Annotated in this window: 10 protein-coding genes; 1 reads left to right on the top strand and 9 read right to left on the bottom strand. The window is 39.7% G+C overall.

Annotated elements, in window-relative coordinates:
* Positions 1-323 precede the first annotated feature (323 nt).
* The 9 genes from B4N43_RS04360 to B4N43_RS04320 all read right to left on the bottom strand — a co-directional run bounded on the left by B4N43_RS04360 (position 324) and on the right by B4N43_RS04320 (position 11,646).
* Positions 324-644: a hypothetical protein gene (locus tag B4N43_RS04360; protein WP_286733033.1), complete on the bottom strand. Its 321-nt coding sequence runs from the start codon at positions 642-644 to the stop codon at positions 324-326.
* Positions 645-722: 78 nt separating this feature from the next.
* Positions 723-1,925 (bottom strand): FAD-dependent monooxygenase, encoded by a 1,203-nt coding sequence (locus tag B4N43_RS04355; RefSeq protein WP_286733031.1) that lies wholly within the window; start codon positions 1,923-1,925, stop codon positions 723-725.
* A gap of 433 nt (positions 1,926-2,358) precedes the next feature.
* The gene (locus B4N43_RS04350) at positions 2,359-2,673 is read right to left on the bottom strand and encodes a hypothetical protein (protein WP_286733029.1); all 315 of its coding nucleotides are present in this window, start codon (positions 2,671-2,673) and stop codon (positions 2,359-2,361) included.
* A gap of 261 nt (positions 2,674-2,934) precedes the next feature.
* Positions 2,935-4,686: a right-handed parallel beta-helix repeat-containing protein gene (locus B4N43_RS04345; protein WP_286733026.1), complete on the bottom strand. Its 1,752-nt coding sequence runs from the start codon at positions 4,684-4,686 to the stop codon at positions 2,935-2,937.
* A 24-nt stretch (positions 4,687-4,710) separates the two neighbouring features.
* Positions 4,711-5,331: an SGNH/GDSL hydrolase family protein gene (locus B4N43_RS04340; RefSeq protein ID WP_286733023.1), complete on the bottom strand. Its 621-nt coding sequence runs from the start codon at positions 5,329-5,331 to the stop codon at positions 4,711-4,713.
* A gap of 30 nt (positions 5,332-5,361) precedes the next feature.
* Positions 5,362-5,796 carry a hypothetical protein gene (locus B4N43_RS04335; protein WP_286733021.1) on the bottom strand — a complete coding sequence of 145 codons (435 nt, stop codon included), beginning with the start codon at positions 5,794-5,796 and terminating at the stop codon, positions 5,362-5,364.
* Between the two features lie 16 nt (positions 5,797-5,812).
* Complete coding sequence (locus B4N43_RS04330) at positions 5,813-6,892, bottom strand: fibrobacter succinogenes major paralogous domain-containing protein (RefSeq protein WP_286733018.1); 1,080 nt, start codon at positions 6,890-6,892, stop codon at positions 5,813-5,815.
* Between the two features lie 28 nt (positions 6,893-6,920).
* On the bottom strand, positions 6,921-8,519 hold the full coding sequence (locus tag B4N43_RS04325) for a RagB/SusD family nutrient uptake outer membrane protein (RefSeq protein ID WP_286733015.1): 1,599 nt from the start codon (positions 8,517-8,519) through the stop codon (positions 6,921-6,923).
* 10 nt (positions 8,520-8,529) lie between these two features.
* The gene (locus B4N43_RS04320) at positions 8,530-11,646 is read right to left on the bottom strand and encodes a SusC/RagA family TonB-linked outer membrane protein (protein WP_286733013.1); all 3,117 of its coding nucleotides are present in this window, start codon (positions 11,644-11,646) and stop codon (positions 8,530-8,532) included.
* 242 nt (positions 11,647-11,888) lie between these two features.
* Between B4N43_RS04320 and B4N43_RS04315 the strand changes: the two genes are divergently transcribed.
* Positions 11,889-15,827, top strand: a complete 3,939-nt coding sequence (locus tag B4N43_RS04315) for a hybrid sensor histidine kinase/response regulator transcription factor (protein ID WP_286733010.1) — start codon at positions 11,889-11,891, stop codon at positions 15,825-15,827.
* Positions 15,828-15,847: the final 20 nt, after the last annotated feature.

Here is a 15,847-nt window from a genome sequence, read left to right as displayed (position 1 = left end):
AGGATTCACCCCTCCCAAACTCAAGGTTTTTTTCCGTTTATATACTTTTTCATTGAATTTTGCTTACAAAAATAAATGATGTCAACAATTGGATGTGTGCCCCCATTTAAAGGGATGCTATCGTGTTCTACAAAAGTTCGGGCGAAATTATATCGTTTGACATTTTGAAACTTTACCTCCGTCAATTTGCTGATTAATAATTAAAACTTGTCTCAAATCGATAGAATTTCGTATCCTTCCACCCCAATGTTGATCAATTATTGTAAAAACAAAGTAATCATCGAACCATTAAAAAAACCAAATACCACTTTTTAGTGGTCGTTTTATTCATAATATTCGATCTTCCTTTTTATTAAAATTCCACCTTCAAATTCGTCTTTAGGATTTCTTTTAATAATCTGCTTTTGTTCAACCCAATTTTCATAATGATCATAAATATATGAATAGGTTGATGATTGTATGGTAGGGCTTTCTTCAGATCTGCTTTTTTCTTCTTCTATATCGCCATGTGAATTGTATTTATAATTTTTTGTTTCTTTAAAATAAGAAGAATTTAGCTCGATTGGTTTATTTGAATTGTCATATCTGATATCAACAACCCCTGATATATTGCCATCAAAATTGTCAGTTTTTTCTTTAATCATATTTTTATTCCGATCATATATTTTAGTGACAATAGAAACTAACAAAAACTCTTTTTTTGTTTCGCGGCTAAGTGTTACCTATTCGTAATCTGGTAGTATAATTTCTTTCTCTCTATTCTTCTTATTGTCTTTTTTATCTCCTGAAAAAACGCGCATCAACCATTTTACAGGTTTGCTTCCAACAATGGCTATCAATTGATTTAGGAGTGCAACTCCGACTCTCGACTCCGGATATACTATACGAGGAATACCCGGAGGCAGCTTTTGACACTCTTGAACGTAGGGTTTCATTATTTTTTCGTAGTTACGGAAAGCCTCTTCATAATTACCTGCTCTATAAAGCTCTCCAGCAAGGATATAGGCTCCTGCCACGGCAAGGTCTGTACCTTTTCCTGCTATTGGTGTAGCACACCAAGCGGCATCACCTGTAATGACAACCCTTCCCCTAGTCCATTTATCAGTCTTGACTTGGCTGACCCTCTCAAAATAAAGATCTTCACTCTCTTTTATCTCATTAACTAATCGTTCAGATTCCCAGCCTGCACCTTGTATACGATCAATAAGCGCTCTTTTCTGATCTGCTTCACTTAGGTCTTTATACGCGTTCTCTTTTGCCAGAAAAGTTACCGAAGCCCTTGTCTTTCCATAATTATCAGGCCTCAACATAAATACAATGCCCTTTGGCGCATTATACCAACGTGCCCACCGACTGTCGGTATTATTTCGAAGGATAGTAAGATAAGCGGTATATAAACCTAAATAGTTAAAACGAGGACGACCGCCAAAGGCAAGATCACGCGTTGCAGAACCGATACCTTCAGCTATAACCACAATATCAAAGACACCCTTCTTTCCACTTGCAAAATCCACCTTGACCTCATTTTCACTTTCTATCAAATCAATGATATGATCACCAAAAATATATTCTACACGCTTCGCGGTGAGATCGTACAGTATCTTAACCAGATCGCCACGTAGGATCTCAAGTTCCTGAGTCATGCTCATTGAACTATCAGATGGAAATTCTGCTATTGTATGATTGTCGGAATTAACGAAACGTAGCCCAATCTCGGTGGTATTATGTGCGCGGATCTCTTCTAAAATACCCATCTTAAGAGCAATTTCTTTTGCTGGTCCTTTCACGTCTATATTCTGTCCACCCAGTCTCAAGGCTGCTGCACGCTCTATCACGGTAACCTCGAAGCCGTACCTATCCAGCCAGTAAGCCAATGTAGGACCGGCGATGCTAGCACCCGAAACTAATATTTTTTTGTCTTTCATAATTATAATTTTCAATTTTTTGATTAGACAAACAACCTAAAGATCAAAGTAGTTCAAAAATACACGCAAATTTTTCACACGGGTTCTATAAAAATCCGAAAAAGCAAGTAAAGCTTTTTTTGTGTAAAAACACACTATAAAGTCTCGGTACTTTATACCGGCATATGAAAGACTGAACACAAAAAATGCTGTAATCGAAACTGCAACAAGTACTGAAAGAATTTATAGCTAATGAACTAAGCGATATTTACTCCAAAAAGATGACCTATTAATGCAGTCACACCCATTGCTATGGTACCCCAAAAACAGATCCTGCCCACAGCAACGCCTATATTTGAGCCCCACGTGATCATCGGTCAATAAGCAATTTTCTTCAAGGTGGTAATTGAACTGCTTAGTGAAGGTGTCATACTGAATACTTCCTACATAAGCATTATTGAGATAAATATGCCAAAGGCTGTATTTCTTGGCCCGAACTTCCACTACATGGCGTTTTCCATGATGATAAAACAAACTCAGGCACATCCGTATCAAAGCGAAGTATAAGAGCGTCAATGCACGCTTCCTTGATGTCATCGGCGAGTAGACCGAATGCCAATTCCCACTCTCCCTGAGATTTCCTGAAAACATAAAAAGCAAGACCATTTTTGTTGTAAAGATGATAATCTTTCATGCCCATGCTTTTATCATGCACGGTAATTTGAGCGTACATTACCCGATTTCGGCAAAAGATTTCTAGCGGTTTCATTTTACAATATTACTAATAATATTAGTAATATTGTGTACGGTATAGATTTATAGGGTTTCTCATTTTTTATATGCCATTGGATCGATGAAGCCTATCATAGCCCGATAATAGCATATTGCCGGACATGTTGCTTGAGCGTTTCTATGACACTACTGTACATTCCCTGCATCTTCTTCTCATAGCTGGTAGAGCGACCGCCAAAGAAATCGACATAGCTCGCTCCTTCCTATGTCGCTAAAGACAGCAGTGCCGAGAGAACAACTAGTCTCTCCCTACCAATTCATTCGCCTCGCTAAACATATTATCTGCAACCTTGACATTGATGCAATTTTTTAAGTAAATCGCATAATTCCCAAAATATGGAATACTGGAACGATTACTACAATTCTCGATTCTATTCTTTCTAATTTTAACGCCATCAGTCGAAGAAACAAAGATTGCCGAATTTGCACAGTCGTTGACCGTATTTGCCTGGATGGTTATATCTTGATGTACTCCCGCGGGCTTGTCAATCCCTCCTATTTCATGTCCTGTCTTAACGGCTATGGCGCCATAACCTGTCAGGGTATCGTCCCATCTGAGGTAGTTACTGCAATTATCTAGCCTGTTGCCTGTTATAGTGGCCTTTTTCACGGTTGTCGCTTCAAACCAGCGGTCCATATCACAGGAAAGTAAAATCGCCGGACCAGAAATATTCCATATTTTATTATTGCTGATCACAACTTTCTTGGACTGAACTACAAATCCGCGAGCACGGCTGTTTGAAACCATGCAATCCCGTATAATGGTCGATGGTGTACGCGTGTCTTTTGCCGCAAAATCGCCTACATTGACATTCTTCGGGATAGATTTTAATTGATACTTTCCTTTGCCGCGAAACTTGACCTTTGCTTTGCCCTTGGGCAAGCCTGTTTTACCGTCCAAAAATTCGATAATATCATCCTTGAAGGCCCAATCATCTTCGACGGGAGCTTTCGTCCAACCATTGATCAATAAAACCGAGTCAGCACAAATCTTGCCGATATGGCACAAACGACTATGAATATTGATAGCATCATCGCCCAGTCCAACAAATTCACAATGCTCGGCTTTAAACGTACCCGCCATTGAGGCTACATGTATTCCATCCGCACTAACCGACATCAAACGCCCGGAAGTTGGTTTGGGTTTCATACGAATACGCTCCAGCGTCATATCCCCAGAGCGATGACGACTATCGGCTAGATCGGATACATACATCGCAAATGCAGGCCATTGCCAGATAGTGATATCGCGCATTGTTAATGTGTTGACACCTAAAAAACTAAAGCAGGGATTGCCCGTAATCTTTAGTCTTAGATTGATAAGTTCGCCTTTGCAGAGTTTATGAGAATCATTATTATAAATTTTCAGACGTAAGGTACTTAGCTTTTCGATGCGTGGCCAGTTTCCGCTCTTTAGATCATAATGTGTGGAAATATGATAATTGGGTGTTCCATCGGCATTGTAGCTGAGCTGATGCATGATCTTGAGCTCAGCTAAACGATCCGCATATTCAGAAAACTCAGATAAAAGATCAATTTCATAGAATGACCCGTCCGAACTGTCACCAGTCCCTACGACGGTGCCATTGATACTTACGGGCCGATCGACATCAATAAAAAGGTCGTGCATAATAAGATCTTTGCAGTCGCTGACTTCCAATAAACTAGTCCAGCTGACATTGGAACTGAACGGATCGAACCCGGTAGCCATAAGCGTGGATGTATTGGAATCGCTGCCCCCATAGATCTCAATATCCTTTTTACCCGACAGTCTCAAAGACGCAGAAAAAGTATAGATGCCTACGGGAAAATATATTTTATCACCATCGTGAAGCCCATCCAAAATCAACTGTAAAGCGTAACGGTCGTCTAGCCCGTCATCCGGTAGCACTCCAAAATGTGTAACATTGATAGTTTTTGAACTTAAATCTGTCCAACCTAACAGTAATTGCACCAGTATTCCAAGCCTAAAAAAGGTTAATCGTGTCATAAAAAACGATTTATAAGATCAATACTATAATATAGATTTTAAAAGATTCCTGACTTCGGTCGCCCATATCCCATAAGCTTCTTGGTTGATATGAGTGCCATCAGTAGTGTACTTAGCCTTGAGGCCTGCAGGCGAACTAAGTTTGGTATTTAAATCTAAATAGTAAACTCCTTTGCTTTGACAATAGGCATTCAAATAGCTGTTGAGGCTATCGACCTGCACCTTACTCTCCGGATTATCCTGCTGATACAGAATAGACTGGACGACGGGTACAATCTGATGTTCTTTCAGCCCATCTATGAGCGAACGGTAATTGCTCTTGGTACGTTCCAAAGGGATCCCCACACCGATATCATTAATACCGCCCTCGAGAAAACATACGCGAGGTTTTAAATCAATAACGTTTTCTTTTAATAGCCAGACCAGATGTGAGGTGGTAAACCCAGGGAAACCGCTATTTTTGACGTCGCTACGTCCTAATAATGTTGCCCAATCTCCCCCTTTGGTAATCGAATCACCAAACATAATGATCGTTATCTTTTCATCATTTTGATCAGACATCCATTTAAAGCCTGTTAGAATCCCGGCCAATAAAACTGAGCCAATGAAGAATAAGAGCACCTTTGGAATATACTTTCTATTCATAATTTCTATTTTTAAGTTTATGGTTAACCGTTATTTAAACCGCTGTACTTTTAAGCGTCGTACCTCATCGGTCGTGCTGAACTCGGAATTTTTAGCTTCAACTTTCCAATAAATATCTCCTTGTTCACCTAATTTAAAATGCATCGTATTCATCAGCGAATCCAGAACAAAGTGAGTCAAAAAATATTTTTCACCTACTCCGGCAGATATCACTTTTCTTTCAGTGGTCAGTGCGGGATCTACAGCAAGAAGGAGATTGTAATCTATATAGGGTCTCTTTGAAAAATACTCGAATCCGACCAGCATGCTTGGATTATTCTTATCTAATATAACCAGTGAATCTGCCACCGGTTTGAGCAATATAGTCGGCTGAAAACCGACCTCATAAAATTCATTATCGTTTTTGCAGGAAAAAAACAGATTGATGCTAAGGAAAACGAAACTGATATATATTTTATTTTTCATAATGGCTAACTTAAATTTAGTTCATGATACAACGTACATTGTAGTGGAAATTACCTCCGCCTGCGCTGCTCCTTGATTGTGTGTTGATATCCGGATTACCGGGATCATTGTAAATAATCACAGCTGATGCTTCACCCGCGCGGTCCGCTGAAAGTGTTTCCCAAGAATATTGATATCCTTTTAAAGCCGGCGACGAAGTCCAGAATCCGCACATAGTCCCCGGATCGGTGAGAAACGTAAGTCCTTCATTCCAATAAAATCCCGAGGGCACAATATTGAATTTGACCTCATCTGTAATTGCTCCATTTTGAATCCAGAACTGCGGATTTTTGACTTTATTACCTGAGTTTGGTCCGAGGTAATTGATGACTTCTTTCCACTCTGCTAACGCAGGAACATGCCAGCCATCAGGGCAAATGCCCTGAATATGTTTGCCAGCCAGGGTTTTCTCCCGTGCGATGGCTTCATCACGGACGACTGTGCCCCATGGATAAAATCCACCGGCAATATTACGAATAGCAGCTGGACTGTCATTTGGAGCTAGTTTTCGAGGTAGCGGAAGGGCTGTACCGTCTGCATATACTTTTGCCCTAAGGTTCTCCGACATCATCGTAACAAGTTTGCCTCCGGGCAAGACAAATTGTAGTGCCTTATAATGTTCTTGATCCCGGGGGTCGACAAAGCTGGATACTGAAACCAAAGCATCAAAATAGCGCCATACGCTCTCGACTTTTCCTTGATTTCGCTGTTCTATCTTCCAAAAGAAACGACCTGAATTTTTAAATGATGGGTTTAATTTCTTCAGATCATCCAAAAATTCCTGATTGGTAATTTTATAGCTGGCTTTTGCTCCCACTTCGTATCGAATTGGATTGCAAAAATTCTCGTCAACGTCCAACATCAAAGTGTAGGTCGCTCCCTCCCGCTGTACCCAGCTGAATTCCTGCATCGTCTCATTGTCAAAATAATCAATTTTTATTTGTGTGCTATTCATCGGTAACAGCTGTTGTACCCAAGTAGGGTTAACATACTCTATTTTTTCTGTACAGGACATGAATAATAGGAGTATGAAAAAATAGATATATTGTGTTTTCATTCGTTTCAGTTTTACGATAATTGAACGATTAGTATCCTGAGTTCTGTTTAATATTGGGGTTAGCATTGAGCTCTTCATTCGGTATCGGCCAGAGATAATCTCTGTTGGGATTAAAAGACCTACGGTCAACGACAATAGGGATATACTGCCAGTAGGTTGTAATGTTGCCGTCCGAATACCAGGAAAGCTTGGATTTATCATAACCCAATGCATCGACCATAACGGTTTCGGCAATTTTCCAACGTCGAACATCAAACCATCGCCTTCCCTCCGCAAAAAGCTCTACACGTCTCTCATTGCGAATTACTTCTGTCATAACGGCTTGGGAAATATTTGGCATCGCTTGAGATACTTTCACCATCCCAACACGTGATCTTACTCTGTCGAGCAGTTCGTAAACTTGAGCTGTCGGGCCATGAAGCTGATTCTCTGCCTCAGCCCAGGCAAGCAACACTTCTGCATAGCGCATTACAATTCGATCTGTAGTTTCATTGGTCAATGTTTTGAGATAGGGGTCAACAAACTTACGGACTGTAAAAGATGTGGCGACATCCCAGTTGGCCGGTACGTAATGTGCCTGATACCAACCTTGGCCATCTAACCTAAACTCGGAACCGGGAACAACAATGGAGAGCTGCAACCGCGGATCACGATTGTCAAAAGGGCGGTCTTTATTATAACTAGGATCGCCTGCAATAAATGCACCATTGGTGGTACGGATGTCACGGATTGGATATCCATTCATAGTATAATAACTATCAACCATCTGGAGAGTCGGCGTAAAGTTGTTCCAATTTCCAAAAATTTTAGAAACCTCGCTGCTCTGCAGATCTTTGGCATAGTTGATCTTAAAGATAATCTCAGGGTTATCTTTTTGCTCAATACCGGCTGGCTGAAAAAGCTCGAAGTAATTAGAATACAGTTGATAACCCAGTTTTTGTATCTTTTGGGCCAGGGAAATGACAAGCTCGGGCTTGTTCATCCATTCGGCCACCCGAAGTTTCAACATCAAAGCAGCACCTTTGGATGCACGCTCTCCTCCTAACGCGACCGGAAGCTGGTCTATGGCATAATCAAGATCGTTGTTTATAAACGATAGTACCGCATCCAATTTGCCCCGTTCGGGATTGTTTAAAACGGTCTGTTCGTCTAAAATGGGTACCTCCCCATAAAAACAGACCAGGTCAAAATAGTAGTACGCTCTTAAAAAACGCGCTTCAGCACTTATTTTAGCCTTTTCCGAATTAGCGATCGCATCTGCACCAGCGAGCCCTTTGAGCAATGAATTTGCACGTGAGATACCTCTAAAGTTATATTTCCATTTGACCAATGTGAAATCACTGTCACCCGTCTGTGTACCAGACGCAAATTGTGGCGCAGGATCCCAGGAATGCGAATTGAAGGAATTATCACTCATATTGTCGTAAACATAAGGAACCATCTTATCAGGACTGTCATAGTACAATTGATTGTATACTCCGTTTAATAGCGTGTTAGCTTGCTCCGCTCCTGTCAGAAAGCTTTCAGGGGTTACTTTGTCCTCGGGTACCGTATCCAGATAATTTTGGCAGGAAGCGGATAGCATTCCTGAAATAATAAATATATAAAGCAATAGTTTTGAGTTCATGTCGATTAGTTTAGAATGTCAAATTCACGCCAACGGTGTAGGTTTTTACTTGTGGATAGTTTCCGATCCTTGTCCCTTCTCTCGGATTGCCCGAAGCTTCAGGGTCAAAACCTTTATAGTTTGTCAAAGTCAGCAGATTTTGTCCGCTTATAAAAAATCTACAGCCGTGGATCGAAAGCCTACGAAGTGCCTGATCAGCCAGGCTGTAACTGAATTCTATGTTTTTGACCCGAATGTATGAGAGGTCTTCTACGAAATAACTGGACTTTAAATTGCTCCGTTGATTGTCAAAGTAAACACGTTGATAGGTATTATTGGGCTGCTCAGGTGTCCACCTGTCCATAAGCCAACTAGCCCCATTATACCCACCGTTAAAAAATGGTGTAACGAGCTGTCCTGCACTCCATCCTCTGCCCCCCTGTGTACCCTCCAAAAGAGTACGCAGCTCAAAAGCCTTGTATTGAACATTAAGGTCTGCAGAAAATATATAATCTGGAGAAGTGTGCCCCAAAACCACTTTATCCTTATCATTTATAATACGATCACCATTCTGATCCTTCAGCCTAACATCTCCGGGTTGAGCTCGCAGGCCTGCGTATGAATTTAACAAGGAATACCCATCCTCATCGAAGGTCCGGAGGTGCTGCTGAATCTCACTTTCACTCTGATATATACCTTCGGTGTCGTATCCAAATAACGAAGTGGACTCTACGCCTTCTTTTAATATTGCACCGTCGAAAATAATTGGACTCATTCCCTTCAGATCAGTGACACGATTCTGATTGTGGGCGACGGCTACATTGGCCTTGAAGAGCCATTCATTGATTTTCTTATGGTATCCCAGCGCCACCTCAAGTCCTTTGTTGCGCATTTTACCAGCATTCTGAAAGGGGACTTCTGTAAAACCGAAGGTACTGGAAATAGGCAGTTGTAGCAGAATAGCACTTGTATTTTTAATATAGTAGTCGGCTGTTACACTAAAATCCTTAAAAATCTGTAGATCAATACCGATATTAGTCTGTGTCGTCTGTTCCCAGGTAAGCCCCTTGTTGGCGATCACCGAGACGGCAGCGCCTACGTTGTCGATATTATTAAAAATATAGTTGTTCTGCCTTCCTCCCAATGCTAATATATCAGCACCAGCATAAGGGTTGCCAATATTTTGGTTGCCGAGTATCCCCCAGGATCCCCTTATCTTTAGATCCTGAACGAAGGTAATATTCTTGAAAAAACGTTCTTGGGATAGACGCCATCCAGCAGAAAATGAAGGAAATGTCCCCCATTTATGGCCTCGTGCAAACTTGGAAGCGCCATCGTACCGCAAGTTGCCCTCAAATAGATATTTGCCCTTATAATCATAATTTAACCTTCCGAAAAATCCAATGGAGGTTTCCTTACTTCCCCAATCATTATTTTTGGCAGAGGAAGGGTCGCCCACACTAAAGTAAGGCAGATTGGCGGACAGCCGCCTGATTGATGTCTGGAAATAATTGCCTTTCCATTGAAATTGCTGAAAACCTACCAGGGCTTTAAAATGATGATCTTTTGCCAAGTCATAAGCATAATTGAGGTTTGCCCAGCTGGAAATAGTACCATATTTATTTGAGCTTTTGCTAATGGAAGATTCTCTAGAATTGTTTTTTCCAATGATGCTGGTTCCGTCGGCGGCCCTGGTAATCAGAAATAGATCTACATTTGGCGCATAAGAGAGCTGCCGATCATTATTGGTCACATAGCTCAATGCACTTTCAAATGTGAGCCGGGGCGTAAGGTTAACAGTCAAATTGGCGATTGTATTTAAATTGCTATTATCAAAGGTCTGCCCTCCCCCTGCTTCTTTAATTGCATCGCTATAGAACCAATCGGTCCATCCGTAACCTTCTATTTTTGGGATTACAAACGGCGCCATTTGGGTAATCCGGGCAATCGTTGCTCCAGCTCCTTCGATCAGGTCTTTTGTCTTGCCAATATAGCCCGACACAGTAAGCCCCAGATGTGCTTTATTGTTTAAAAATGAATGCTGGGTGTTGAATCGGAAATTATATCTATCGTAATTTGTCCCCTCAACAATACCTTTTTGATTGAGGTATCCTGCGGAAATGGCATAAACAATATTTTCCTTGCCGCCACTAAGCTGTAAATAATGGTTTTGCTGTAATGCAGGCTTAAAATAGAAATCTGCCCAATTGTAATCCCTATAGCGCACAGGGTCTTTAATATCTTTATAATGGCTTATATATTCATCGTCATACTGCGGCTGGAAACCTGAATTTATTTTCGCTTCATTCAGTAGCGTTAGATAATCATAGGAATTCAACAATTTTGGATACCGCGTCACTTGTTGGACTGCGTCGTATCCATCATATTTTATTTTCAGTTTTCCTTCCTGCCCCCTTTTTGTCGTAATCAAAATAACACCATTAGCCGCTTTATTGCCATATATGGATGCCGATGCAGCGTCTTTTAGTACGGATATGGAGGCGATATCTTTGGGATCTACATCATTAATTGCTGCTTCAAACCCGTCTATTATAACCAAAGGTGATGCATTGTTCAATGTACCGATCCCGCGGATCGTTAGTGTACCGCCATCAGCACCTGGCTGTCCTGAACTTTGAGTTACTTGCAGTCCGGCCACTTTTCCAGCTAGCGCCATAGAAGCATTTGTGATAGGACGGCTTTCTATATCAGCCATTGAGACAGATGTGACGGCCCCCGTGAGATTTACTTTTTTTTGTTTTCCAAATCCTACTACAACGACATCTTGTAGTCCAAAACTGTCCTGCTCGAGTTTGACCATTATTTCTCCCACGCCAGATTCGACCTGAACAACAGTCTGTTTATAACCCAAAAATGAGACTTGCAGACTCTGTCCAGAACGAACGTTAATACTAAACCGTCCCTCACTATCGGTCTTGGTGCCTGTCTGCGTTCCCATTATTTTGATATTTGCACCAACAAGTGGAATTCCTTGCGTGTCAAGGACACGCCCGCTGCGGATTTCCTGTTCGCGATATCGGTCAATAGAAATAGCTTTTGTTCTCCAAGCCGCATGAACGAGAGGTGGCTCTAGTATAAAAACAAAGAGAAAATAGAGCAGACTACGGTTTAATTTTTTTCGGTTCATCTCTTTCAAAAATTTGGTTATTGGTTATCTGATGCAACAAAACAAGGTATGATCTGTAACATCGTCCCGAAAATAAGGAGTTATTCCAACTAAAAAAGATAATATGGTTTAAATATGGATGAATTTAATTTTTCATCATTTTTTTTTGAGAAACTGAACGATATTACAATTAAATAAACGATATTATATTTATTAATCTATACATAGTTGTTTATTTGATAAATAAGCAAAGCCTAAAGAAAATGACTCTAAAAACGTTTTTCATATTTTGTTATCTACTGTTTATTTGTCTATCGCTGGATGCACAGCATATCAGAAAATATAATAAGCTGACACAAGAAAATGGCCTACTCTCAAATCGGGTAACCGCAATCTCGGAAGACCCTATTGGGCGTGTCTGGATAGGAACGAGCGATGGCATCAACTTATATGATGGCGCCCACATAATGGGTAATCCAAAGTCGATGAGTGACTCTATTTTTCAACCGGGCAAAATCATCGAAATTAAGTCATTTAAACAGGAAATGATCATCGCTGCCGATAATGGCATATATAGCTATGATTTCACAAGTAATAATTATAAGCTATTGATCAAAGCCGAATTGCATAATACGTCGAAAGCCTTGGCCTTGACAATAGATGCTGTAGTAATACTCTGCAACAACACGTTATACAAATGGGATGAACAAAAAATTTCTATACTCAATAACGATGTATATTTTAATAGGATTCAGGCGGATAATCAAGGTAACCTATGGGGAGCTACCTTCACCACCGTTGCTAAATGTGACAAAAAAGGGAATGTTTTAGCCAGTTTTAATTTCGCCGAGAGCTACGACAGGGATGTGCTCATCACCTCGCTGTACTGTGACAACAAAAATCTGATCTGGGTAGGAACAAAAAGACACGGTATACTGCGCTTCGATCCCATCCAAAATAAATTTAAGGCGCAGCTACCGCAACCCGCACAGATTCAAAATGTATGTAGTATTGCCGAAGACGCAGAGGGCAGACTTTGGATAGGTCATAACAAAGGTGTAGCTGTATTTGATTATATCAACCAGTATACAGAATATCGGATGTTAATAGAGAACTTTGACAATGAACTTAATTCTACAGTCTGCGCAATCTACAAAAGTAAGTTTGATGACATGATATTGGGGACTTATTTTAATGGAGCATTCTGTCTCTCGAAAAATGATTCATGGTTAGATTTTTTACACGTCACCAATCCCGGAAGAGCCCGTGGAATCGTAATCAACAATATTCTCATGTCATCAAAAAAACAGCTTTGGGTTGCAACCAACGCCATCGGGATAAATGTATACAATGGACAATCACAGGTAATAAAAAGGTTTAATCAGGAAAAAAGCAAAATCAGTGATAATATCATATCACTGGAAGAAGATGCTCAGGGAAATATTTGGGCTGGGTCTGAATCAAACGGTTTATACTGTTTAGCTGACCAGGGAAGCAAAATCAAGCATTATGAATATGATAAGAACATCGCGTCATCTTTACCGAATAATAGAATATTCTCCATCCGAAACTTCAACAAGGATTATCTACTTGTGGGGACAGATGGTTTTGTAAGCATATATGACCGCCATAAAGATAATTTTACAACTCTACTTAAAACGAGCTCGACGATAAATGACATCATGGTAAACGATCATCTGATATGGATTTGCTGCCTCGATGAGATCATCTGTTATGATTGGAGTAAAAAGACAACTAAAATATATAAGAAAGAGCTGAATAAGGGAAATAGGATACAATTTCTTTCGATGCTCCTTGATGGAGAAAATGTCCTTTTAGGAACAAAGCAAAACTACCTTTATTTTATTGACAGAGATGGTCATCTACTTCCTTATCCTGGTCGAGGAAAAATCAATGTTCAAATACATGGTATCAAGAAAGACAACCTGAAGCGGTACTGGCTATCAACAACAAATGGCTTGTACTGTGTTGATACAGACCGGACCATTAAAAATTTTAATGTCAGCTGGGGTTTAAACACATCCTGGTTTAACGAACGTTCTGCCTACTATTACAATGACACCTTATACTTTGGGTCTGTTGACGGAATATGTTTTTTTAAGGCGCCACAGTTAGACCCACGTCCAACACATAAACCTTTACTCTACTTTTCTGATTTTAAAATATTTAATATCAGCCAACTTAGGAACAAAAAGTATTTTGAAAAAGGCATTGATCATACGAATGAAATTGTGCTCCCTTATGATCAAAATATGATTTCTATTGAGGTGAACCAAGTAAATTTCGATCCGCAAAGCCGCGAAAACTATCGCATATTTTATACTTTAAAAGACATTGACAAACGTTGGTATGAGCTTTCGAAAGCTTCAGGAACAATAACTTTTACTTCCTTAAAACCAAAAAATTACGAACTCCATATTAAGTTAGTAGATCTGAACAATAATATCATTGCTACAAAAAAAATGCTGATCAAAATCAAACCCCATTTCCTGTTGAGCGATATTATGTTGTGGGTATATGGAGCATTGGTGATTGTGGCCCTCATCCTATTTAGAAAGTTCTTAAAAAGACGGCATTTGAAAATCTTGAAGATAAAACTAGCCGAAGTAGAAACGTCTAAATTAGAGGAACTGAATAAAAGTAAGCTTGATTTTTTCACCTATATGTCTCATGAACTTAAGACTCCCTTAGCTATTATTATGGCGATACAGGAAGACCTTTTTTCCAATCATAAGATTGAAAACATCAAGGAATATGAAATCTCCCAAAAAAATATCAAACGGCTTACGTTCCTGATAAGTCAATTAATGGAATTTAGAGAAATTGAAAGCAGTAATTTGCCATTAAATACCATTAACGGAGACCTAGTCATCTTTTGTCAAAATATCTTTTCGATGTTTGCGCCTTTATTCGACCGTAAAAACATTAAATATCGATTTGAAAACCCATCAACAGAAGTAAATGTCGACCTCGACTTCGATAAACTGGAAAAAATAATCAGCAACCTGCTGAGCAATGCGTTTAAAAACTGTGAGGTGGGTGGCCAGATAGCTCTTGTACTATGCGTTTCAAAAGATACCAATGAAGTTGTTATTCATGTAAGCAATACGGGCAGTTATATACCACAGGACCAGATTGAAAAAATATTTGAACCTTATTTCAGACAAAAGTCAACCGGCAATTATTATGACAATAATGGTATTGGTCTAGCTCTGGTTGTAGGTCTCACAAAGCGCATAAACGCACAGATTGATGTAAAGAGCAGCATTGAAGCTGGAACACAATTTACACTCACTATACCGGTGGATAATTTTGTATCCGAGCTTCCGGATGACCCTGATCTCGAATTAAATGCTACAATTGAGCTCATAGACGACGTTATTTACACTGATAACAGCCAAATAAGATTTGATATTCCGTCAGAAGGTAATACGCATAAAATTCTTCTGGTAGAAGATCATACTGATCTGGCAGAACTATTTAAGAATAAATTACTGGAATCCTATCATGTCATCATCGCTCACAATGGACAGGAAGCTTTAGAATATATTAGGAATAATCCGATCGACATGGTGATCAGCGATATTATGATGCCCATCATGGATGGATATGAATTATGCAAGCATTTGAAAAGTAACCCGAAGACCAAACACATCCCGATTATCCTAATGACTTCTTATGATACGATTGCCAATAAAATCAAAAGCTATGAATTAGCGGCAAATGGCTATATCAATAAACCCTTCAGCACGCAGGAGCTACTGGCTAAAATGGGTAGTTTATTAAAAAATAAAGCTACGCTACGCCATTACTACAGTCAGGCGGAGCCTTTACGTATTAAAGAAGAAGCAAACTCTCAGGAGGAAACTTTTATTTTAAAAGTGCAAGAGATTATCGTTAGAAACATTGCGGAGAATAATTTTTCTGTCCATCAACTAGCGCAAGAAATGCGCATTAGCAGAACCCAATTGTATATATTGCTAAAAAAAATAACAGATCTCACTCCTACTGATTTCATTATTAAAGTCAAACTTGATTATGCTAAAACCTTATTAAAAGACCCATCTTTTAGCATTTCTGAAATTGCATATAAGTTAGGTTATTCCAATGCAAACTATTTTAGCAAGCAGTTTAAGGATTTCTTTGGTATAACGCCAAGCCACTATAGAAAGGCTAAATAATCACTATCCATTTCAATCCT

It is taken from the genome of Sphingobacterium sp. UBA1897, from assembly GCF_002337775.1.
GTDB lineage: Bacteria > Bacteroidota > Bacteroidia > Sphingobacteriales > Sphingobacteriaceae > Sphingobacterium > Sphingobacterium siyangense.
Note: the sequence above shows the minus strand (reverse complement) of the source record. Positions and strands in the feature narration are given on the sequence as shown.

Excerpts from the sequence above, each read along its gene's own strand:
- B4N43_RS04340 (WP_286733023.1), bottom strand. The coding sequence starts at position 5,331 with ATGAATAGAAAGTATATTCCAAAGGTGCTCTTATTCTTCATTGGCTCA.
- B4N43_RS04360 (WP_286733033.1), bottom strand. The coding sequence starts at position 644 with ATGATTAAAGAAAAAACTGACAATTTTGATGGCAATATATCAGGGGTT.
- B4N43_RS04355 (WP_286733031.1), bottom strand. The coding sequence starts at position 1,925 with ATGAAAGACAAAAAAATATTAGTTTCGGGTGCTAGCATCGCCGGTCCT.
- B4N43_RS04325 (WP_286733015.1), bottom strand. The coding sequence starts at position 8,519 with ATGAACTCAAAACTATTGCTTTATATATTTATTATTTCAGGAATGCTA.
- B4N43_RS04335 (WP_286733021.1), bottom strand. The coding sequence starts at position 5,796 with ATGAAAAATAAAATATATATCAGTTTCGTTTTCCTTAGCATCAATCTG.
- B4N43_RS04350 (WP_286733029.1), bottom strand. The coding sequence starts at position 2,673 with ATGAAACCGCTAGAAATCTTTTGCCGAAATCGGGTAATGTACGCTCAA.
- B4N43_RS04320 (WP_286733013.1), bottom strand. The coding sequence starts at position 11,646 with ATGAACCGAAAAAAATTAAACCGTAGTCTGCTCTATTTTCTCTTTGTT.
- B4N43_RS04330 (WP_286733018.1), bottom strand. The coding sequence starts at position 6,892 with ATGAAAACACAATATATCTATTTTTTCATACTCCTATTATTCATGTCC.
- B4N43_RS04345 (WP_286733026.1), bottom strand. The coding sequence starts at position 4,686 with ATGACACGATTAACCTTTTTTAGGCTTGGAATACTGGTGCAATTACTG.
- B4N43_RS04315 (WP_286733010.1), top strand. The coding sequence starts at position 11,889 with ATGACTCTAAAAACGTTTTTCATATTTTGTTATCTACTGTTTATTTGT.